At 28.3% G+C, this 23675-nt stretch carries 21 protein-coding genes; 19 read left to right on the forward strand and 2 right to left on the reverse strand.

The window, feature by feature from the left end; translation table 11 throughout:
- The first annotated feature begins 71 nt into the window (after positions 1-71).
- The 10 genes from ACQRD5_RS04115 to iadA all read left to right on the forward strand — a co-directional run bounded on the left by ACQRD5_RS04115 (position 72) and on the right by iadA (position 11113).
- Positions 72-767, forward strand: a complete 696-nt coding sequence (locus ACQRD5_RS04115; protein WP_294363999.1) for a response regulator transcription factor — start codon at positions 72-74, stop codon at positions 765-767.
- Positions 751-2523 (forward strand): sensor histidine kinase, encoded by a 1773-nt coding sequence (locus ACQRD5_RS04120; RefSeq protein ID WP_291625327.1) that lies wholly within the window; start codon positions 751-753, stop codon positions 2521-2523. Before ACQRD5_RS04115 ends, ACQRD5_RS04120 begins: the two co-directional genes overlap by 17 nt.
- A gap of 50 nt (positions 2524-2573) precedes the next feature.
- Positions 2574-2930: an arsenate reductase family protein gene (locus ACQRD5_RS04125; protein WP_427746512.1), complete on the forward strand. Its 357-nt coding sequence runs from the start codon at positions 2574-2576 to the stop codon at positions 2928-2930.
- A 216-nt stretch (positions 2931-3146) separates the two neighbouring features.
- Positions 3147-5375, forward strand: a complete 2229-nt coding sequence (locus ACQRD5_RS04130) for a ribonucleoside-diphosphate reductase subunit alpha (RefSeq protein ID WP_291625325.1) — start codon at positions 3147-3149, stop codon at positions 5373-5375.
- 34 nt (positions 5376-5409) lie between these two features.
- Positions 5410-6444, forward strand: coding sequence for a ribonucleotide-diphosphate reductase subunit beta (locus tag ACQRD5_RS04135; RefSeq protein ID WP_291625324.1), 1035 nt, complete (start codon positions 5410-5412; stop codon positions 6442-6444).
- A gap of 382 nt (positions 6445-6826) precedes the next feature.
- On the forward strand, positions 6827-8446 hold the full coding sequence (gene ptsP / locus ACQRD5_RS04140; protein WP_291625323.1) for a phosphoenolpyruvate--protein phosphotransferase: 1620 nt from the start codon (positions 6827-6829) through the stop codon (positions 8444-8446).
- A gap of 90 nt (positions 8447-8536) precedes the next feature.
- Positions 8537-9073, forward strand: coding sequence for a chromate transporter (locus tag ACQRD5_RS04145; protein ID WP_291625321.1), 537 nt, complete (start codon positions 8537-8539; stop codon positions 9071-9073).
- Positions 9074-9598, forward strand: coding sequence for a chromate transporter (locus ACQRD5_RS04150; protein WP_291625319.1), 525 nt, complete (start codon positions 9074-9076; stop codon positions 9596-9598).
- Positions 9599-9784: 186 nt separating this feature from the next.
- Positions 9785-9928: a hypothetical protein gene (locus ACQRD5_RS04155; RefSeq protein ID WP_369293037.1), complete on the forward strand. Its 144-nt coding sequence runs from the start codon at positions 9785-9787 to the stop codon at positions 9926-9928.
- 9 nt (positions 9929-9937) lie between these two features.
- Entirely contained in the window at positions 9938-11113 is a 1176-nt protein-coding gene (gene iadA / locus ACQRD5_RS04160) for a beta-aspartyl-peptidase (RefSeq protein ID WP_427746513.1), read from the forward strand.
- A 56-nt stretch (positions 11114-11169) separates the two neighbouring features.
- Here iadA and ACQRD5_RS04165 read toward each other — a convergent pair whose 3' ends face one another.
- Both ACQRD5_RS04165 and ACQRD5_RS04170 read right to left on the reverse strand, forming a co-directional pair.
- Positions 11170-11733 (reverse strand): cell wall hydrolase, encoded by a 564-nt coding sequence (locus ACQRD5_RS04165; RefSeq protein WP_291625315.1) that lies wholly within the window; start codon positions 11731-11733, stop codon positions 11170-11172.
- 65 nt (positions 11734-11798) lie between these two features.
- A complete protein-coding gene (locus ACQRD5_RS04170) occupies positions 11799-12794 on the reverse strand; it encodes a hypothetical protein (RefSeq protein ID WP_320900749.1) in 996 nt (331 codons plus the stop codon).
- 152 nt (positions 12795-12946) lie between these two features.
- Here ACQRD5_RS04170 and cdaA point away from each other — a divergent pair, with 152 nt between their 5' ends.
- From cdaA to glmM, 9 genes are all read left to right on the forward strand, one after another.
- A complete protein-coding gene (gene cdaA, locus ACQRD5_RS04175) occupies positions 12947-13801 on the forward strand; it encodes a diadenylate cyclase CdaA (RefSeq protein ID WP_291625311.1) in 855 nt (284 codons plus the stop codon).
- Positions 13771-15027, forward strand: a complete 1257-nt coding sequence (locus ACQRD5_RS04180; protein ID WP_320900751.1) for a CdaR family protein — start codon at positions 13771-13773, stop codon at positions 15025-15027. The genes cdaA and ACQRD5_RS04180 overlap by 31 nt, the downstream gene beginning before the upstream one ends.
- A 196-nt stretch (positions 15028-15223) precedes the next feature.
- Positions 15224-16825: an NAD(P)/FAD-dependent oxidoreductase gene (locus ACQRD5_RS04185; protein WP_291625307.1), complete on the forward strand. Its 1602-nt coding sequence runs from the start codon at positions 15224-15226 to the stop codon at positions 16823-16825.
- 156 nt (positions 16826-16981) lie between these two features.
- Entirely contained in the window at positions 16982-17890 is a 909-nt protein-coding gene (gene ptb, locus ACQRD5_RS04190) for a phosphate butyryltransferase (protein ID WP_291625305.1), read from the forward strand.
- A 20-nt stretch (positions 17891-17910) separates the two neighbouring features.
- Positions 17911-18981, forward strand: coding sequence for a butyrate kinase (gene buk, locus ACQRD5_RS04195; RefSeq protein ID WP_291625303.1), 1071 nt, complete (start codon positions 17911-17913; stop codon positions 18979-18981).
- Between the two features lie 222 nt (positions 18982-19203).
- On the forward strand, positions 19204-20442 hold the full coding sequence (locus ACQRD5_RS04200; protein ID WP_320900754.1) for an IS256 family transposase: 1239 nt from the start codon (positions 19204-19206) through the stop codon (positions 20440-20442).
- Between the two features lie 531 nt (positions 20443-20973).
- Positions 20974-21804, forward strand: a complete 831-nt coding sequence (locus ACQRD5_RS04205; protein WP_294166933.1) for an AIM24 family protein — start codon at positions 20974-20976, stop codon at positions 21802-21804.
- A 101-nt stretch (positions 21805-21905) separates the two neighbouring features.
- Complete coding sequence (locus tag ACQRD5_RS04210) at positions 21906-22211, forward strand: YerC/YecD family TrpR-related protein (RefSeq protein WP_291625298.1); 306 nt, start codon at positions 21906-21908, stop codon at positions 22209-22211.
- 83 nt (positions 22212-22294) lie between these two features.
- Complete coding sequence (gene glmM / locus ACQRD5_RS04215; RefSeq protein ID WP_294364330.1) at positions 22295-23638, forward strand: phosphoglucosamine mutase; 1344 nt, start codon at positions 22295-22297, stop codon at positions 23636-23638.
- Positions 23639-23675 lie beyond the last annotated feature (37 nt).

Below are 23675 nucleotides of genomic sequence, written 5' to 3' on the forward strand. Positions count from 1 at the left end.
TAATTAGTAAAATGTAAGAATATAAGATATTATAATTATAAGATAGAAAAAATCAAGGGGTGTTTTATAACATGTTTAATGTATTAGTAGTAGATGACGAAAAAGAAATTAGAGATGCCATTGACATATATTTAAGAGGAGAAGGAATGAAGGTTTTTAAAGCACAAGATGGTGTAGAAGGCTTAGAAATCCTCGATAGAGAAAAAATACATTTAATTGTACTTGATATAATGATGCCAAAAATGGATGGAATAAAGACTTGTTTAAAAATTAGAGAAAAAAGAAACTTGCCAATAATTATGTTATCAGCTAAAGGGGAAGATAGTGATAAGATATTAGGTCTTAATGTTGGTGCAGATGACTACATAGCAAAACCATTTAATCATTTAGAACTAGTTGCAAGAGTTAAATCACAGCTAAGAAGATATCAAAAGCCATTAGAATTAGAAGGTGAAAGTCCTGATATAATAGAAGTTAAAGATTTAGTAATCAATAATAAAGAAAAGACAATTTACTTAAGAGGAGAAGAAGTAAAAGTTACAGCAACTGAATTTAAAATACTTCAACTTTTAGCTTCAAATTTAGGTGAAGTTTTTTCAATTAAAGAAATATATGAAAAAGTATGGGAAGAACCATTTTATAGAAGTGAAAATACTGTAACTGTTCATATAAGAAGAATAAGAGAGAAAATAGAATTAAATACAAAGGACCCGGAATATATAAAAGTAGTGTGGGGAGTTGGATATAAAATTGAAAGAGAAAATTAAGCACTATATAACTGGTGTATGGGGAGTAGAACTTTTAATTCTTGGAATAACAATAGTATTACTAATTACAGGATATTACCAAGCCTTTAGTGATTCAGCAGAAAAGTTAAATACAAATACTTTTGATGCCCTATTTAATAAAGATAAATATATTCAGTCAATTATATATTATGAAAGTAGAGGAATTTCAAAATATATATATGCAAATTCAAGGGATTTAGAGGATATAAGTGCAATAAAATATGAAAATGAGCATTTATCAGGAGATCCTTATTATAATGATAATATATTTTATGTTTTAATTAACAAAGAAACTGGTGAGTTTACAACAAATGATTTAAACTTATTTAATTCTGTAAACCAAGACGATAACAATGCTCCATTATTAGAGGATACAATAAATACATATTTGAAAGAATGGGGATTATCATCTGTTAGATTAGACAATAAAGATAAGTATAATTACTATGTAATGAATATGACAGATAAAACAAACTTAAAGTATATAGATAAATATATAGAGATATATTATAGTAATCCTGATTCCTATGATTATATTATAAGGACTGAGGCTTTAACAGCCAAAATAATGATAGTTGCAACTATTCTCACTATAATTCTATTAATAAAGGTAATATTTAACTTAATATTTAACAGAAATAATATTCATTTAGAGATAATGGTGTTAAAAAGATTAATTTTTGTATTAAAGTACGGATATAGATATAGGGTTACAAGAAATAAGATATTAATATCCTTTGGTGGAGCTATTGGGGTAATTTTAGTTTATCTTTATTTAATTGCGGGTATAAGAAGCCAAAACTTACTTGTAACATTTTTAACAAAATATCCATTTAAGGGTACGTTAATATTAGTATTAATTCCGTTAGTATGCGTTTTATATTCTTTAAAAAAGAGTTTAGATATCACTATTATTAATGATGGGTTAAAGAAAATAAATTCTGGAGATTTAGAGTATACTCTTGGTAATACTGGTGAAAGAGAAATAAGAGAATTAGTTGAAAATATAAACAAAATAAAAGAGGGATATAAAATAGCTTTAAATGAGCAAGTTAGAAATGAAAAGCTAAAAACAGAGTTAATATCTAACGTTTCACATGATCTAAAAACTCCATTAACCTCAATTATTAATTATGTAAATATATTAAATGAATCTAATATAACAGAAGAAGAAAGAAAAGACTATTTAATGATATTAGATAGAAGTTCCAAAAGATTGAAAAGTCTAATTGATGATTTATTTGAAGCTTCAAAATTAAATAGTGGAAAGATGAAAATAGAAAAACGATCTTTAGATATAGTATCATTAGTTTATCAAGGCATTGGTGAATACTCAAATCTTTATGAAGAAAAGAATATAGAATTTAAAGTTAATTCAAATGAAGAAGAGATTATATTAGATTTAGATGGTAAGTTAATGTCTAGAGTATTTGAAAACTTAATAGTTAATGCTTTAAAATATTCATTAAGTGATACTAGAGTATATGTAGATATTGTTTCTAAGGAAAATTCTGTAGAAATTTCCTTTAAGAATATTTCTAACTATGAATTAGATTTTAATACAGAAGATATTTTTGAAAGATTTACAAGAGCAGATAAGTCTAGAAATTCTTCAATAGAGGGTTCAGGAATGGGACTTGCAATTACAAAGAGTATTGTAGAGCTTCATAATGGAACTATAAAAATCGAAGTAGAAGGCGATATGTTTAAAATATACCTTACTATACCCAAGTAATATTATGCTATAATATAAGAAATTAATATTAATAATTAAGGAGTGATAGTATGGCAGTTTTATTTGTAGAGTATCCAAAATGTACTACATGTAGAAGAGCTAAAAAGTATTTAGAAGAAAATAATATTGAATTTATAGATAGGCATATAGCAGAAGAAAATCCTACAAAAGATGAATTAAAAGATTGGTTTAAGAAAAGTGGATTAAAAATAAATAAGTTTTTTAATACATCTGGTGTTCTTTATAGAGAAATGCAATTAAAAGATAAAGTTAAGACTTTACCTGAAGATGAGCTTTTAGATACATTAGCTACTAATGGTATGTTAGTTAAAAGACCAATAGTTGTTAAAGATGATAAAGTGTTAGTAGGTTTTAAAGAAGAAGAATGGAATGAAGTATTTAAGTAACAATTATTTTAAAAACTTAAGTTTTTAAAAATAATTAATATTATTTGACAGTTGCTGAAAAAGGGAGATATTAAAAGAGATATCTCCTTTTTCTATTTTATCATTAGAATCTGAACTTTTACAACTATATAAAAGATAACTATAATGTATCTATATGTTGTATATTTATCTAAACAGTTTTTAAATATATACTATATATAGTGGAAGGGGAAAGTCATGGATTTATTAAATATTTGCAGTGATGCTTTAATCGGGATAAATAAAATGGATGGAATATATACAGAAGAAAAGCTTTTAGGAGCTTTAAATCATATAATAAGACCTAACATGAGTGAAGATGAAATAAGAGATTCTATTATACAAGTATCATTAGAATTAACTACGGATATAGAACCGGATTGGCAAAAAATTTCAGAAAAGCTTTATGTATATAAACTATATGATGAGGTAAGAAAGAATAGAAACCTAAGTAAAGATGTTGAGCTATATAGTAATTTATATGATTTTATTGAGAAGTTAACTAATAAGGGTTTGTATGGGAAGTATATATTAGAAAACTATACTAAAGATGATATTTTAGAATTAGAAAAGGAAATTAAACCAGAAAGAGATTTTCTATTTACTTACAGTGGTATTAATCTTTTAGCAAAAAGATATTTAATTCAAGATTATGATAGAAGTAAATTAGAATTACCACAACAAATGTTTATGGGAATAGCTATGCATCTTGCTATACCAGAGAAAAAAGAAAATAGGGTAGCTTGGGCTAAAAGATTTTATGATGTCTTAAGTTCATTAAAGGCTACTATGGCCACACCAACTATGTCAAATGCAAGAAAGCCATTTTATCAATTAAGTTCTTGTTTTATAGATACAGTAGAGGATAGTTTAAAGGGAATATATAAATCACTAGATAACTTTGCAGAAGTATCAAAGTTTGGTGGTGGAATGGGAATATACATAGGAAAGGTTAGAGCCTTAGAATCACCTATAAGAGGTTTTAAAGGAGCTTCAGGTGGAGTAATTCCTTGGATTAAATTATTCAATGATACTGCAATTGCAGTTGACCAATTAGGAGTAAGAAATGGGTCAGTTGCTATATGGTTAGATGCATGGCATAAAGATTTACCAGAATTTTTACAATTAAGAACAAATAATGGTGATGATAGAAAGAAAGCACATGATATTTTCCCAGGTCTTTGTTATCCAGATTTGTTCTGGAAATTAGCAGAAACAGATATAGATGCTAATTGGTATATGATGTGCCCACACGAAATTAGATTAGCTAAAGGATATTCTTTAGAAGATTTTTATGGAGAAGAGTGGGAGAAAAAATATTATGAATGTGTTGAAGATGAAAATATAAGCAAAAGAGTTATGAGCGTTAAGGATATAGTAAGATTAATAATAAAAAGTGCAGCAGAAACGGGAACGCCATTTGCCTTTTATAGAGATACAGTAAATAAGATGAATCCTAATAAACATATGGGAATGATTTATTCATCAAATCTATGTACTGAAATTATGCAAAATATGAGCCCTATGGATATACAAAGTTCAGAAATTATAGATGAAAACGGAGATAAAATTATAATAGAGAAAACTAAGGCTGGGGATTTCGTAGTTTGTAACTTATCTTCAGTAGTTTTAGGAAATGTAGAAGTGAAAGATGATGAAGAACTTGGATATGTTGTAGAAACTCAAATAAGAGCTATGGATAATGTAATAGACTTAAATTATTATTCAGTTCCTTTTGCAGAAGTCACTAATAAAAAGTATAGAGCAATAGGACTTGGAACAAGTGGATATCATCATATGCTGGCTAATAATTTAATTCATTGGACAGCTGATGAACATAAAGAATTTGCAGATGATGTATATGAAAGAATAAATTATCATGCTATAAAGGCTAGTATGACCATTGCTAAAGAAAAAGGAAGATATTCTTGTTTTGAAGGTTCAGATTGGCAAACTGGAGAGTATTTTAATCTTAGAGGTTATAAATCAGAAAGATGGAATGAACTTAGAGAAGAAGTATCAAAGTATGGTCTTAGAAATGGATACTTAATAGCAGTAGCTCCAAATGGTTCAACAGCAACTATTGCAGGAACCTCAGAAGGAATAGACCCAGTAATGGCTAGATTCTGGCTTGAAGAAAAAAAGGGAAGTATAATACCAAAAACAGCACCAAATCTAAATGAAGAAAATTATTGGTACTATAATTCTGCTTATAATATAGATCAAAAGTGGTGTGTTCAAATTAATGGAATAAGACAAAGACATATAGATCAAGGTCAGTCCTTTAATTTATATATAACTACCAATTATACTATGAGACAAATTATGAATTTATATATAGAAGCTTGCAAAGTAGGAGTAAAATCAATTTATTACGTAAGATCAAAATCATTAACTGTCAGTGATTGTGAAAGTTGTTCAGCATAATTAATTAGAGAATAAAACATTTTGGAGGAAGAGTATGTTTGTTAATAAGAAACCTCTTTTTAATGAATTCGGTGATATAGAGACATCAAAAAAGAGAGTGATAAATGGAAATACAACTAATTTAAATGACTTTAATAATATGAAATATAAATGGGTTTCAGAGTGGTATAGGCAAGCAATGAATAACTTCTGGATTCCAGAAGAAATAAATCTATCTCAGGATTTAAAAGATTATAATAAACTTACAAAGGAAGAAAGAACAGCTTATGATAAAATTCTTTCGTTCTTAATATTCTTAGACTCAATACAAACAGCAAATTTATCAAATATAAATAGTTATATAACAGCTAGTGAAGTAAATCTATGTTTAACAATTCAAGCATTCCAAGAAGCTCTTCACTCCCAAAGTTATAGCTATATGCTAGACACTATTTGTTCACCTGAAAAGAGAAATGAAATACTATATCAGTGGAAGGACGATAAAATTCTATTAGATAGAAATAAGTTTATAGGAGAACTTTATAATAACTTTTTAAATAATCCTACAGAAAGAAACTTAGTTAAAACATTAATGGCAAACTATATATTAGAAGGAATTTACTTCTATTCAGGATTTATGTTTTTCTATAATCTTGAAAGAAATGGAAAAATGCCGGGATCAGCTCAAGAAATAAGATATATAAATAGAGATGAAAACACTCATTTATGGTTATTTAGAAACATAATAAAAGAACTTCAACTAGAAGAACCAGAAATATTTACAGAAGAATTAAAAGAAGAATTAAAAGAAATGATGAAGATAGCAGTAGAGCATGAGATTTCATGGGGACATTATGTTATTGGAGATAGCATTCAAGGAATAAATAAGAATTTAATAACAGATTATATAAAATATTTAGGAAATATAAGAATGAGAGCAATTGGATTAAAGGAAATATATGAAGACCATATAACCAATCCAGCAGCTTGGGTAGATATATTAGCAGATGCTAATTCTGTAAAAACTGATTTCTTTGAAGCAAAATCAACAGCTTATGCAAAAGCTGGAGCTTTAATAGATGACTTATAAGAATAATGGGGATTTTTATAGATTTAATTAATTAAAATTAAACTTTAAGCAAAAATATAATTAGAAATAATAAAAAAAGGGGGCTTTTCAAAGTTTATTTATATAAAGAGATAGCCTCTTTTTGTTATATATAAAATTGAAATAAATGTAAAAAGAGTTTTTTTAGAAATATATTTATATAAAAAATATTTAAATAAAATATATAAATTAAATGAATTAAAGATAGAAAATAATAAAAATTGTGTGTATTTTTATTAACATAAATCAAAAATATGTTATAATACATTATAGTTGTAATTAATTAAATAAATAGATTAGTACAATCTATAAATTAAATATAATATTTGAATTTATAGCTATTATTTAAGGAGGAATCTCAAGAATGAAAAAAGGTATAGCTGCGTCTAAGGGATATGCAATAGGAAAAGTATTTTTACAATTACACGAAGAAATAGTAATAACAGATGCAAAAGTTTCAGATGTAGAAGCTGAAAAAGAAGTTCTAAAAAAAGCTTTAGAGCAAGCGAAAGTTCAATTAACTGCAATAAGAGATAAAGCTTTAAAGGAAATAGGAGAACATGAGGCTCAAGTTTTTGAAGCGCACCTAACTTTATTAGATGATCCAGAATTTACAGGCGGAATGTTAGCAGAAATTGAAGCAAGTCAAGTAAATTCTATGAAAGCAGTTGAAAATGTTACCAATACATTTGTAATGATTTTCGATTCAATGGAAGATGAATATATGAAAGAAAGAGCTGCTGATATAAAGGATGTTTCTAAGAGAATAATCTCTAATCTAGCAGGAAAAGGTGGAGATGCTTTTGCAATAACTGAAGCTAATACAGTAGTTGTAGCTCATGATTTAACTCCATCAGATACAGCTCAATTAGATAGAAGTAAGGTAGTTGGTTTCTTAACTGACATTGGAGGAAGAACTTCTCACTCAGCTATTATGGCTAGAACATTAGAAATTCCTGCAATAGTTGGATTAAAGGATATTACTACTTCAGTTAAAAACGGAGATATGGTTATAGTTGATGGTATCGAAGGTATATGTATAATAAATCCAGAACAATCAGTTATAGATGAATATACTGCAAAGAGAGATAAATTCTTAGCAGAACAAGAAGAATTAAAGAAATTAATAAGTGTTAAAACAGTTACTAAATCAGGAAGAAGAGTTGAAGTTTGTGGAAATATCGGATCACCTGCAGATGCTGAAGCAGTAGTTGCTAATGGTGGAGACGGTGTTGGATTATTTAGAACTGAATTCTTATACATGGATAGAGATTCAGCTCCAACAGAAGAAGAGCAATTCGAAGCTTACAAGAAGGTTCTTGAAATAATGGATGGAAAGCAAGTTGTAATAAGAACACTAGATATCGGTGGAGATAAGACACTTCCATACTTACCATTACCACAAGAAATGAATCCGTTCTTAGGTTATAGAGCAATTAGATTATGTTTAGATAGAAAAGATATATTCAAGGTTCAAATAAGAGCATTACTTAGAGCTTCTGTATATGGAAACTTAGCAGTTATGTTCCCAATGATTTCAGGCTTAGAAGAGTTCCAAGCTGCTAAAGAATTTGTTGATGAATGTAAGGCTGAATTAAAGGCAGAAGGAAAAGAATACTCAGAAAAGATTCAATGGGGTATAATGGTAGAAATACCTGCAGCAGCTGTTTATGCAGATGAATTAGCTAAGCACGTAGATTTCTTCTCAATAGGAACTAACGACTTAATTCAATATACATTAGCTGCAGACAGAATGAGTGAAAAGGTATCATACCTTTACAATCCAATGCACCCAGCTGTATTAAGACTAATAAAAATGACTATAGATGGAGCTCACAAGCATGGAAAGTGGGTTGGAATGTGTGGAGAAATGGCAGGAGACGAAACTGCAATTCCAACATTAGTTGAATATGGTTTAGATGAATTCTCAATGAGTGCTACATCAATATTAACAGCTAAGAAAATAATATTAGAACAAGAATAATTAAATTTATGAAAAGTCGCATACTATAAATGCGGCTTTTTATTTTTGAGCAAAAAAGTATATAATTATATTAAATTAGGTGGTGAAGTAGTGAAAAAAATAATAGAAATGTTTATTGCATTTTTTAAAATAGGTGCCTTTACCTTTGGCGGAGGCTACGCTATGATTCCTCTAATAGAGGAAGAAGTAGTTAATAATAAAAAATGGATAGAAAAAGATGAATTTATGGATATATTAGTAGTTTCTCAAAGCCTACCTGGAGCCTTAGCTATAAATTGTTCAATATTTTTAGGATATAAGATATCAGGATTAATAGGTGCAGTTATGGCACTTCTAGCAGTAATTTTACCTTCATTTTCAATAATTTTATTAATAGCAGCCTTCTTTATGCAATTTAGGGATAATTATTATGTTAATGCAGCCTTTATGGGAATAAATGCAGCAGTTCCATTACTAGTATTAGTTGGAGCTATAAGTTTAAGTAAGGGGTTAGAAAAAAATATAAGGACCGGATTAACTATTATTATTGCATTAATAGCATTAGTATTCTTCGACGTTCATCCAATTATAGTAATAATAATATCTGCAATATATGGAGTAATATTCTTAAGAAAGAAGGTGAAATAGTTGGATTTGTTAATAAGACTATTTGTAGCCTTTCTTAAAATAGGAACCTTTAGTTTTGGTGGTGGTTATGCCATGTTACCATTTATTCAAAGAGAAATAGTGAATAAAAATAATTGGATTGATGTAAATGAGTTTATGGACATTATTGGTATATCTCAAATGACTCCAGGACCTATTGCTATAAACTCTGCGACCTTTGTTGGATATGATGTTTCAGGCGTATTAGGTAGTATAATGGCCACCTTAGGAGTTGTTTTTACCTCCTTTATTTTAGTTTCAATAATAAGTAAAATGTTAGAAAAATTTAAAGAGTCTTCAGTAATAAAAGCAGCATTGCTTGGTATGAGACCAGTATTAATAGCTTTAATAATTAAGGCATTCATAGATTTAGCAAAGGAATCCTATGTGGATTTAAAGAGTTTAATAATAGCTTCGATAATAGGAGTAGTATTATTAAGTAAAAAAATTCATCCAATTTTAGTTATAGTTATTTCAGCAATAATTGGATTAGTATTTTATATTTAAATTTTATATAAGTTTTCAGTAACGGCAAAAGTTTTACTAGAGAAAACATTAAATAAATCAAATATTAATCATCTAGATGATGATATTATTTTCCTCTTAGCTTCATCATATGAAGCTAATGGAAGTAAAACTAAAGCTACTGAAAACTATGATAAATACATATTAAATTACAATGAAGGTAGCTATATTCAAGAAGCCTACTATAGGGCAGCTTTACTATATAAAGATATTAATATAAATAAAAGCAAGGAATATGCTAATAAAATTATAATAAATTATCCGAACTCTATATATAATAATAATTATGTGAAAGAAATAATGAAATTATAGGAGGACTAAATGATAAAAGTAATAAAAAATATAAAAGTATATGCTCCAGAATATTTAGGAGAAAAAGATTTAGTAATATCATCAAATAAGATTGAAGGAATATATGATAATTTAGATATTCCAGAAAATTTTATAGATATAGAAGTTATAGATGGTAAAAATAAATTACTTTTCCCAGGATTTATAGATAATCACGTACATATAAATGGTGCAGGTGGAGAAGGTGGATTTAAAATGCGAACTCCAGAAATAATGCTAACTGATTTAACAATGGCAGGTATCACAACTGTTGTTGGATGTATAGGAACAGATGGTGTTTGCAGAGATATGGCAAGTCTGTTAGCAAAAGCTAAAGCTTTAGAAGAAGAAGGTATAACAACTTATTGTTATACAGGCTCTTATGATATTCCTGTGAAGACACTAACTGGATCTATTAAAAAAGATATTATGCTAATAGATAAGATAATAGGAATTGGAGAAATAGCTATATCAGACACTAGAAGTTCTCAAGCCACATATGATGAATTAATTCAAGCAATAGCACAATCTAGAGTTGGAGGCTTATTATCTGGAAAATCAGGTATAGCAAATATTCATTTAGGAGATGGAACAAGGAAATTAGGATATTTATTTAGATTAGCTGATGAAACAGAACTTCCTATAACACAAATTCTACCAACCCATATAAATAGAAATGGAGATTTATTCAAATCTGGTGAAGAATATATTAATAAAGGTGGATATATAGATTTCACTACAAGCACTCCAGTAGATCAATTAGCACCTGGAGAACTAAGAGCAAGTGAAGCCCTAAGTATTTTAATAAGAAATAACTCTAATGTTAAAAATGTTACTTTTTCATCAGATGGAAATGGGAGTATGCCAATATTTGATGATAAGGGAAAGTTAATAAAAATAGGAATTTGTTCTGTTTCAAGCCTTTATGAAGAAGTAAAAGAGTGTATAAAAACTTATAAAATACCAATAGAAGATGCTCTTAAAGTTATAACTTCAAATGTTTCTAAGGTACTAAAATTATATAATAAAGGATCTATAGAATGTGGAAAAGATGCTGACTTAGTATTAGTAAATGAAGATACTTTAGAAATAGATACTGTTATAGCTATGGGAAAAATAATGGTTAAGAATGGAGAAGCTATTATAAAAGGAACTTTTGAAGCGTAAATTTTTGAAGATTAAACAAGGAATGAGCTGCCAATGTGACAGCTCATTTAATTTATTTAGTAATTTGTATTAAAAAACAAATGTTGCCCAATAGTTTTAGAATCTTTTTTTTCAACACCCTTCATCCACGAACAAGTAGCTATAGCAGGATTGTAGAAAAATAAAGCTTCATTAGTTGGGTCATTTCCTTCAATAGCATCATAAACAGCATTATAGCATTCTTCAGTTGGAGTAACATTAATTTCACCATTTACTACACAAGAAAATGCTTGAGGTTGAAGTACAACTTCTTTAATGCTATTAGGAAAACCAGAACTCAATACTCTATTTAAAATAACCGACGCAACTGCGATTTTACCTTCATAAGGCTCACCTTTACTTTCAGCATAGACTATTTTTGCCATTAAGTCTAAATCTTCTTTTGTTAAATAAATTAATTTGTCATTGTGGCTAAAAACTTGAATAGCTCCTTCCTTAGGTTTATTTATTAATGTTAGATTTAATTCTTCATTTAAGTTATTCTTCCTCATTTCTGTAGTATTGCAATAAGCTAATACTTTGATGTTCGCTGAAAATAAAAGAGCTATTAATAAAATAGATGTTTTTCTTAAATATTTCATAAATAACCTCCTTTTGGATAATCAATAATCCAAAAATTATTATAACCAAAAGAAATAATTTAATACTAAAATTTTATTAATTTATTTTCATATACACTATAAGCAGATAAAGCGTCAGTTCTTTTAGAATTAGAATTTTTATATTTACTTTCAATTTCATTGGATACTTCTTTTATATTTTTTGCTGTCTTTTCATATATAACAGCTTCTTTAATAGACAATAGGTAAGCAGAATAGGAATTTAAATACTCATTAAAAGATTCATAAATATCCATGCAACCTTCAGGAATAGAGATAAAGTTAATGCTTTCTTTCAAGTTATTATAGATATCTTCTTTTTTATATATGTCATCTATAATTACTTTTAAATCTCGTTTATCTTCTCTAACTTTATTTATCGCTATAGATAAATCTTCATTTAGGTAAGAAATATCATTTTTATATCCTTGAAGTGTATTTATAAAATCTCTTGTTTGGGTATTCTTAAACTCAGAATCTCTATTAATTTTAATTAAAGTGTTTATATAACTACTAAAATTATTAAAATACTTCATAGTTTCCTGAGAAAAATCAACATATATTTTGTTAGGTCTCAAATTAGAATAACTAACTAAGCAATCTTCTTTTAATGTATTAAATTTATTTAAGTCATCAATACTTCTTATATTCTCTGGATTAGATAATGTTGAAAGGCTGAAATCAAATAATGAAATTGTAGAGTTTATAGCAGTAGTTAAATTAAATTTAGTTAGAGATATATCTTTAGAAACTTCTTCTACTTCAGAAATAGACTTAAGAACCTTATTTAAATTTTCAATTCCTGAAGATAATATGTCTTTGGAAATAGAGGTATCTATAGTAAGATTCTTTATTCCATGAGAAAGAGTTAAATTAATTTCATTTAATTCTTTAGAAGAGTTTTTTAGATATCTTTTTATTTTATTTTCTTTTGAGTTATAGTTAATAAAAAATATAGAAGCTGATATTATAAAAAATAATGTAAAAGAAATTATTAAAATATTTTTATGTTCCTTAAAATATGTTAATGGATTTTTATTCATAAGCTTAACACCTCACATCTCTATTTACATAAATTTATATTATAGAAAATATTAAAATATTATTAAATATCTTAAAAAAACTAAGTATTATACTAAGATTTTATTAATTGGTGTATAATTATATTATATAAAAAGTTGGAGGGGACCCTTTGATGCAAGAAATCATTACATTTTTAGATAATACGCTGAAAAATATATCAGTATCATCAATTTTAGATATTATAGTAGTTGCATATATCTTTTATAAGGGGTATTCATTAATTAAAGAAACTAGAGCGGAACAACTTTTAAAAGGTATTATTTTAATGATTATACTTATACCCATAAGTTACTTATTAAAGTTAGAAATGCTTAACTTTATTTTAAATAAGACTCTTACTATAGGTTTATTATCAGTAGTTATTATATTTCAACCTGAAATAAGAAGAGGCTTAGAACACATAGGAAGAAGTGCCTTTGAAGAACTTCATAAAATGCAAGATGAAGAAACGAGAAATATAACTGTTAATGAGATAGTTAATGCAGTAGAAAATTTATCTGAAAGCAAAACAGGAGCCTTAATTGTAGTTGAACAACTAACTAGACTGGGAGATATATCAAATACAGGTACCATTTTAGATGCTAAGGTTACATCTAATTTACTTGAAAATATCTTTGTAGTTAATACACCATTACATGATGGAGCAACTATAATAAGAGATGATAGAATATTATCTTCAGGTTGTGTCTTACCTTTAACCAATAATAATACAATAAACAAAAAACTTGGAACAAGGCATAGAGCTGGAATAGGGTTATCAGAAATCTCTGACTCAATAGTTATAATAGTATCAGAAGAAACAGGAATTATATCTTTAGCTATTAATGGTAGATTAACAAGAAATTATGATAAAGAAAAACTAAGAATTATTTTACTTAAGATGCTAGAGCATAGCGAAAAGAAAAGAGTTAAATCAGTTGGGGAGAAGGTGAAGGCATGGATAAGAAGGAAAAAAATAAATTCGTAGTACCTATTATATGCCTTTTATTATCAATAGGATTGTGGGTTTATGTTACTAATGTTGAAAATAAAATAAGAACCACTGAAATAACTAAAATACCAGTTGAATTATTGAATTTAGATGCTTTAAGCTCATCTAAATTAGCTTTGACACCAAATCAGGAATTTTATGTTACTTTGAAAATAGAGGGTAATACAAATGATATTAATAAAATAAAGAAAAGCGATTTTAAGCTTCAAGTAGATTTAAGTGAATATGCTTGGAAAAAGGGAGAAAATAAAGTGCCAGTATCAATAGTAGATTATCCTATTACTATTAGTATTAGAAATACAAACACTTTAAGTATTTCTATAAAAATTGAAGATATGGTTGAAAAAACTATGCCTGTTACATCCAATATTAACATTACACCTAAGGTAGGATACTTTGCTTCAACACCAGTTATAGATCCTGTGGAAGTTAATGTATCTGGAGCAGAATCTGTTGTTAATAGTGTTTCAAAGCTAGTGGTAACAGATAATAAAGAAGATGTTCATGAAGATATTGTTGGAGACTATGATATTAAGGCAGTTGATGAAAAGGGAATAGAAGTACTTGGAGTTAATCTTTCTAGTAAAACTGCTAGGATAGCAATAAAGGTTAGTAAAGGAAAATCAGTTAATGTAAAGATACCAACTACTGGACAGCTACCAAGTGGGCTTAAACTTAAATCCATAGATAGCAGTAGAAAAACAGTTGAGATTTTAGGACCTAAGGAGATTTTAGATACAATAAATGAAGTATCAACTAATCCAATAGATTTATCAACTATAACAGGAAATGAAGATATTAATCTTAACTTAATATTACCAGAGGGAATAAATGTTGCTCAAGGAGAAGAACTATTAACAGCAAGAGTTAATGTTGTTTCTATGGTAACAAAAGACTTTTCTATTAAGTTAAATATAACAGGAGCTACGGAGGAAATAAATGTAATTCCTAATAAGGAAAATATTAAAGTAACTATAAAGGGATATCAAGACGAAATAGAAAATGTAACAGAAGATAATATAGTAGCAAATGTAGATATAAGTACTTATAAAGCTGAAGGAACATTTAATGTAATTCCAAAAGTTACATTAAATAATTTAAATGGAAGTTTCTCAATAGAATCAACAGAAAGTGTAACACTTACTGTATCCAAAGAAATAGCTCAAAGTTCTCAAAGTAATGAAAGTAGCACTGGAAATTAAAAATATAATTATAATTATAATTATAAAATTCCTAACTAAATTTTAGTATTAAGTTTAGTTAGGAAATTTTTATTTTAAATAATTGTGAGAGTAATATATGGCATATTTTTTTTTGTGAATGTATGTTAAAATAAGAAATTGTATAATAATAAAATATCTTTATAAGTAATGTAATACTTAGAGAGGAGAAGATAAAATGGCAATAAGAATAAACAATATAGCCTTAAGTATAGATGAAGATAAAAGTTTATTAATTAATAAGATTTCAAAGAAATTAAGAATTCCTAAGGAAGAAATAAAAAATTATAAGATAATAAAAGAAAGCTTAGATGCTAGAAAGAAAAATGATATTAAATACGTATATTGTGTAGAGGTTGAGTATGTTAATGAAGAAAGGTTAATTAAGAAGCTTAAAGATAAAGATGTAAAATTAGAAGTTCCAAAATACAATGCTGAAATTGAATTTGGAGAAAAAGTCCTTAAAACTAGACCGATAGTTGTTGGATTTGGGCCAGCAGGAATATTTGCAGCTCTTTTATTAGCAGAAAAGGGATATAAACCAATAGTTATAGAGCGTGGAGAAGATGTGGATAGAAGAACAGAGACTGTTGATAACTTTTGGAAAACAGGAAAGTTAAATACAGAATCAAATGTTCAATTTGGTGAAGGTGGAGCTGGAGCTTTTTCTGATGGTAAGTTAACTACTAGGATAAAAGATAATAGATGTGATTATGTATTAAGGGAATTAGTTAAAGCAGGAGCCCCAGAAGAAATAACTTATATTGCAAAACCACATGTAGGAACTGATCTTTTAAAGGGAGTAGTAAAAAATATAAGAGAAAAAATTAAATCTTTAGGAGGAGAAGTTTTATTTTCTACTAAATTAGAAGAAATAATAGTAGAAGATGGGAAAATAAAATCTATTATAGCAAATGGAAATGAAATGCCTTGTGAAAATTTAATTTTAGCTATAGGACATAGTTCAAGAGATACATATGAGATGTTAGATAAAGTTGGAGTATTTATGGAACCTAAGGCATTTGCTATAGGAGTAAGAATAGAACATCCACAAGAGGTAATAAATAAAAGTCAATATGGAGAAATGTATAAGAATCCAAAGCTTAAGGCTGCTGAATATAGATTAACATATCAAAGTGAAAAATTAAAAAGAGCAGTATATTCATTCTGTATGTGTCCTGGGGGAGTTGTAGTAGCTGCTGCTTCAGAAAATGAAAGATTAGTATCAAATGGAATGAGTTATCATGCTAGAGATTTAGATAACGCTAATTCAGCTTTAGTAGTTACAGTATCACCAGAAGATTTTGAAGGAACATCTCCTTTAAGAGGAATGGAATTCCAAAGACATTATGAAAGTTTAGCATATAAGCTAGGTGGAGGAAACTATAAAGCACCAGTACAATTGTTAGGGGATTTTATGGAAGATAGAATTAGTACAAAACTTGGAAGTGTTACGCCAAGTTATACAGCAGGATATGTTTTTGAAGATTTAAGAAAATGTCTTCCACCATATGTAATAGAAGCTTTAAAAGAAGCAGTTGTAGACTTTGATAAGAAAATTAAGGGATATGGAGATTATGACTCAATTTTAACAGGCATAGAAACTAGAACTTCAGCACCAGTTAGAATAAATAGGGATGAAAACTTACAGAGTATATCTATACAAGGATTATTTCCTGCAGGTGAAGGAGCTGGATTTGCTGGAGGGATAATATCAGCAGCTGTTGATGGAATTAAAGTTGCAGAGAAAATTATAAATAAATATAGACCAATAAAATAAATAATAGAGAAAATTCTGAAAATTAGTAATTTCAGAATTTTTTTTGTTAGAATATAAAGTAAGGGAAAAATATGCAAAGTCATGATAAAAAATTAACAATAATATCTGAATTAGTATGGGGAGTAAAAATCAACTAAAAGTATATGAGGTGTAAATATGAGTAAAAATTTTGATGATCTATTGCTAAGGGCTAATGAGATTTCTAATAAAAAGGTTGCTGTTGCAGTTGCCCAAGATGAACCTGTATTAGAAGCAATTAAGTTAGCTAAAGAAAAAGGTATTGCTGATGCAATATTAGTAGGGGATATGAAGGCAATTAAAAAAATTGCAGATAAGATAAATATGGATTTATCAGATTATGAAATAGTAAATGAACCAAATGTAAAAAAAGCATCATTAGAAGCTGTTAGATTAGTTTCAACAGGCAAAGCAGATATGGTTATGAAGGGGTTAGTAGATACTGCTACATTTTTAAGAAGTGTGCTTAATAAGGAAGTTGGATTAAGAACAGGAAAACTTATGTCACATGTTGCAGTATTTGAAGTAGAAGGACTGGATAGATTAATCCTATTAACAGATGCAGCCTTTAATACTTATCCAGATATTAAAGGAAAGATTCAAATTCTAAATAATGCAGTAGATGTAGCACATGCATGTGGAATAAAAATTCCAAAGGTAGCAGCTGTATGTGCTGTTGAAGTTGTAAATCCAGATATGCAAGCCACTATTGATGCTGCTTTATTAGCTAAGATGAATGATAGGGGACAAATTAAGGACTGCATAGTAGATGGACCTTTAGCACTTGATAACGCTCTTTCAGTAGATGCAGCAGAACATAAAGGAATAACAGGTAAAGTAGCAGGAAAAGCAGACATAATATTACTTCCAAATATAGAAACAGCAAATGTTATGTATAAGACTTTAACTTACACAGCTAAAACAAGAAATGGTGGACTTTTAGTAGGAACATCAGCACCAGTTATATTAACTTCAAGAGCTGATAACTTTGAAACAAAGGTAAATTCAATTGCATTAGCTGCATTAGTTGCTGAAGAGATAAAGTAAATAATATTGGGGGAGATTATATGTCAAAGAATTTATTAATTATTAATCCAGGATCAACATCTACAAAAATTGGAGTTTTCCAAGATGAAAAAGAATTGTTTCAAGAAACATTAAGACATTCTTCAGATGAAATAGCAAAATACGAAACTATATTTGATCAGATGGACTTTAGAAAAGATATAATATTAAATATACTTAAAGAAAAAAATTTTGATTTAAATTCTTTATCAGCTGTAGTAGGAAGAGGTGGAATGCTAAAACCTATGGCAAGTGGAACCTATAAGGTTAATGATAAAATGCTTGAAGATTTAAAAATAGGTGTACAAGGGCAACATGCTTCGAATTTAGGTGGAATGTTAGCAAATAAAATAGCTGAAGAATTAAATATACCTTCTTTTATTGTTGATCCAGTAGTTGTGGATGAACTTGATAATGTAGCTAGAGTGTCAGGAGTGCCAGAATTACCAAGATTAAGTAAATTTCATGCTTTAAATCAAAAGGCTGTTGCAAAAAGGTATGCAAAAGAGAATAAAGCAAAATATGAAGATTTAAATTTAATTGTAGTCCATATGGGTGGAGGAGTTTCTGTTGGAGCACATAAAGATGGAAAAGTTATAGATGTTAATAATGCTCTAGATGGAGAAGGGCCATTTTCACCAGAAAGAGCAGGTACTGTTCCTGCCGGACAATTAATTAGAATGTGCTATAGTGGAGAATTTACTGAAAAAGAAATTTACACTAAAATAGTAGGAAAAGGTGGCTATGTAGCATATTTAAATACAAATGATGCAAGAGATGTATTAAAGCTTATGGAGGCAGGTGATAAGAATGCTGAATTATATTTTAATGCATTTATATATCAAGTTTCAAAATCAATAGGAGAAATGTCAGCCGTTTTAAAAGGAAAGGTTGATAGAATTATTCTTACAGGTGGAATAGCATATTCAGAAAAGGTTGAAGAAGAAATAAAAAAGAGAATTGGATGGATATCTGAAATTACAGTTTATCCAGGAGAAGATGAATTATTAGCTTTAGCTCAGGGGGCTCTTAGAGTTTTAAATGGGGAAGAAGAAGTTAAAGAATATATTTAATAGTAAATAGTAAATAGTAAATAGTGAATAAGTAATAGGTAATAGGTAATAGGTAATAGTGAGTAGTGAATAGTGAAATGATGAAGGTGAAAAATCATTATGGATTTTTAAATAAAGGGACAGTAGTTAGTTTTGTGTAAAAACAAAGCTAACTACTGTTTTTTTGTATGAACAGTTGGAGGTTTTGGAATAATATACTATATAAATTTAGGAGGAAAAGTTATGCCAAAGAATATTGATACCAACTTTGATTACAATGCTGAAGTGAAAAAATGTAAAACTATTGATGATGTTATGGGGAAAAATGGACTTATCCAAAAGCTTGTTAAAGATGTTCTTGAAAACATACTTGAAGGAGAAATGGAAGAGCATTTAGGAAGAAATAAATATGAAAGAAAGGAAGTTTCAGATGAACCAAAAAAGAACTATAGAAATGGATATAGTACGAAAAATTTAAGAAGCTCCTTTGGGGACGTTGATTTAGATGTACCCCGTGATAGGAATTCAGAATTTGAACCACAAATTATAAAAAAATATGAAACTGTATGTACAGAATTGGATAAAAAAATTATATCTTTATATGCAAAAGGAATGACTACATCTGATATTCAAGCTGAAATTTATGATTTATATGGAATAACAATATCACCATCAATGGTATCTAAAATAACAGACAAAGTGCTTGCTAGCGCCGCCGAATGGCAAAATAGAGCTCTTGATAAAATATATCCAATAGTTTATTTAGATGCAATGTATTTTAAAGTTAGAAGTAATGGAAAGATAGTAAATAAAGCTGTATATATCTGTTTAGGCTATACAATGGAAGGATTAAAAGATATTTTAGGTATTTGGGTAGATGAAGCTGAAGGTGCAAAATTTTGGTTAGGCATTTGTAATGATTTAAAAAACAGAGGTGTTAAAGAAATACTAATAGCATGTATGGATGGATTAAAAGGCCTTCCACAAGCTATTAAAACAGTATTTCCATCAGTGAATATTCAAACTTGTATTGTTCATCAAATAAGAAATTCGATCAAATACATAGCCTCAAAAGATAAAAAAGAATTTATGAAAGATTTAAAAGAAGTTTATAAAGCAAATACTGAAGAAATGGCGTTAGCGCAGCTAGATAATCTCAAAGAAAAATGGGGAGGAAAATACGGAATAGTGATTGATTCTTGGTATAATAACTGGAATAATCTATCTACTTTCTTCGAGTTCTCTCCATCTATTAGAAAAATTATTTATACAACAAATGCACTTGAAGGCTTTAATAGACAGGTACGTAAGTACACTAAAACTAGAGTTATATTTCCTACAGATGAATCTTTAAATAAATGCGTATATTTAGCAACAATGGAGATTATGGAAAAATGGATTCAACCAATACCGAACTGGGGAACTACGTTAGCGGAGCTATCAATAATTTTTGAAGACCAATTAAAAGATGAATTAGCTTAAGAGCTTGTACTTTTTATAAGTTCTATGTATACTTTTTAATTTTTTAGAAATACTAAAAAAGGTAAAACTAATTAATATTAGTATTTGAGAAAAAGAAAAAAATATTACTGGAAATGAGAATTTCCAGTAATATTAAAATAATAAAAATGATAATTACACAGAATTATCTAGAGTCTCTAAATAAATAGTATTTTGTGAGCAAAATATCCTTAGATTCTTCCCTATCACTTCTTCACTTTTCACTATTTTGCTTTGCAAAATATAATCATGGTTTCAAAATTACTTTTATGTAATTATCTCTCTTATTATCAAAAGCACTATCATTAGTTAGTTCTTTTATGTAATATCTTGTATTATCATAATCATCTAAGTTAAGGGTATCCACACTTTTATATGTTTTAGCATGATTTAATATATAATCTACACAATCTCAGACCTATATAACTTTTGTTTATAATTTTCAAATATACTCTTAATACAATAGTTTCAAAATATGAAAATATGGTAAAATTATTAAAAGGAGGGGATATTTTGATAACTTCAGAAAACATGAAAAATAGAATGAATATGATATCAGAAATGAAGAATGAAAGTACATTTCAGATTTTAGAATATGATAACTTGCAAGGTGCTATGGATTTAAATACTGCATTACAAATTAACCTAATGAAAGACTCGTCAATTAGGCTAAAACAAATTAGAATTATTTTAGATGATAGTGAAGTAAAAATAGAAGCAGGTGCCCTAAGCTATATGAAGGGTGATATTGAGATAGTAAATAAAACTGGGGGAATAATAGGACTTGGAAAGAAGTTCTTTTCTAGTAAAGTTACAGGTGAATCAATGTTTAAACCAGTATTAAGAGGAACTGGAGAAGTATTCTTAGAGCCTAGCTTTGGACATTTTACCTTAATAGAATTAGAAGATGAAGAAATTATTATTGATGATGAATTATTCTATGCTTGTGAAGAAGGAATAGAAGTTGAGCCAGTAATGCAAAAAAGTATATCTTCAATGATATTTGGAAAAGAAGGAATATATCAAACTAGGTTAAGGGGAAGTGGAATAGTAGTTTTAGAAATTCCAGTACCAGAAAAAGAAATATTTAGATGTAAGCTATTTAGAGATGTATTAAAGATAGATGGAAATTTTGCAATTTTAAGAAGCGGAAATATAGAGTTTACAGTAGAAAAATCAGGCACTACCCTTGTTGGTACTGCACTAAATGGTGAAGGTTTACTTAATGTGTATAGAGGAACAGGAGAAGTATGGTTAGTACCAACAGAATCAATTTATTCCAATTTAAAGGAAAGAGGCTTAAGGGATTTAGAAGATATAGAAAAAGAAGATATAGATGAGTGATTACTTTAGTCTAATATAGTTGTAAATTGTCAATAGTAAAGATATAATTTTATTTATGATAAGAGTTCAAAAGATAGTAATAAAAGTTAGGAGTGAATTGGTTGGGGATAGTTGAAAGTAAACTAAGAAATCCAGAGTTAGATTTGTTTTTTGAAGCAATTTTACAATTAGATAATATAGATGAATGTTATAATTTTTTTGAAGATGTTGCAACAATAAATGAAATAAAATCATTAGCACAAAGAATACATGTTGCTAAGTTACTTAAAGAAAAGAAAGTTTATACAGAGATAGCAGAGAAAACAGGAGCAAGCACAGCTACCATAAGTAGAGTTAATAAATGCTTAAATTACGGAGCTGGTGGATATGAGTTAATTTTAGACAGGTTAGAAAAAATTAAGAAATAATAAAGTTGTAATGTATAAACTATAAATATATACTATTATTATGAGAATATGTATAACCAATTGAAAAAAGTGAGGTAAAAATTATGAGTAGAATGTTTGGAACAGATGGAGTTAGAGGTATTGCTAATACAGAATTAACATCTGAAATAGCTTATGGTTTAGGTAGAGCAGGTGCTTATGTATTAACAGAAGGAACTCATAAGCCAAAGATATTAGTAGCTAAAGATACAAGAATATCAGGAGATATGCTAGAAGCAGCTTTAGTATCTGGTATATTATCAGTAGGTGCTGAAGCAGTAATACTAGGAGTTGTTCCTACTCCAGCTGTGGCTCATTTAATAAGAGAATATAATGCAGATGCAGGAATTATGATTTCAGCTTCACACAACCCAGTTGAATATAATGGAATTAAATTCTTTGATAATAAGGGATATAAATTACCAGATGAATTAGAAGACGAAATTCAAAGAGTTATAGAAAGTGGATTTGAAGGAGTTCCAAGTCCAACAGGTCATAATTTAGGAAGATCACATATTGAAATTGCTGCAATTGATGAGTATATAGATTATGCTAAATCAACTATTCCAGTTGACTTAAAAGGCTTGAGAGTTGCATTAGACTGTGCTAATGGTGCTTGCTATAATGCTGCAGTAAAAGCATTTAGAGAACTAGGTGCAGAAGTTTATGTAATAAATGATAATCCAGATGGAACTAATATAAATGAAAAATGTGGTTCTACTCATCCAGAAGAATTACAAGAATATGTTGTTAAAAAGAAGTGCGATTTAGGTTTTGCCTTTGATGGAGATGCAGATAGATGTTTAGCAGTAGATGAAAAAGGAAACCTTATTAATGGCGACTTTATACTAATGCTATGCGCAAAATACCTTAAAGATTTAGGAAAATTAAAAAATGATACTTTAGTAGTTACAGTAATGAGTAATTTAGGTTTAGATATTGCTTCTAAAAAAGAAAATATAAAAACTATAAAAACTAAAGTAGGGGATAGATATGTATTAGAAGAAATGGTGAAAGATGGATATGTTCTTGGGGGAGAACAATCAGGACACATTATATTCTTAGATTACAATACAACAGGGGATGGATTAGTTACTGCACTTCAAGTTGCAGCTATTAAAAAAAGAAGTGGAAAGAACTTAAGCGAACTTGCTGGAATAATGAAAGAACTTCCACAAGTATTAGTAAATGCAAAAGTTCCAAATGATAAGAAAAATATATATTTAGAAGATGAAGAAATAGTTAATGAAATAAAGAGGATAGAAGATACTTTAGATGGAGTAGGAAGAGTCTTAATAAGGCCTTCAGGAACAGAGCCTTTAGTAAGAGTAATGTTAGAAGGCGAAGACCAAGAAGAAATTGATAAAATGGCTCATGGCTTAGTAGATTTAATATTAAGTAAAATTTAATTTAAAGTAAGAAGTAATAGTGAATAGTTATTAAAAT

The sequence above is a fragment of the Clostridium sp. SGI.024 genome (assembly GCF_050315195.1).
GTDB lineage: Bacteria > Bacillota > Clostridia > Clostridiales > Clostridiaceae > Clostridium.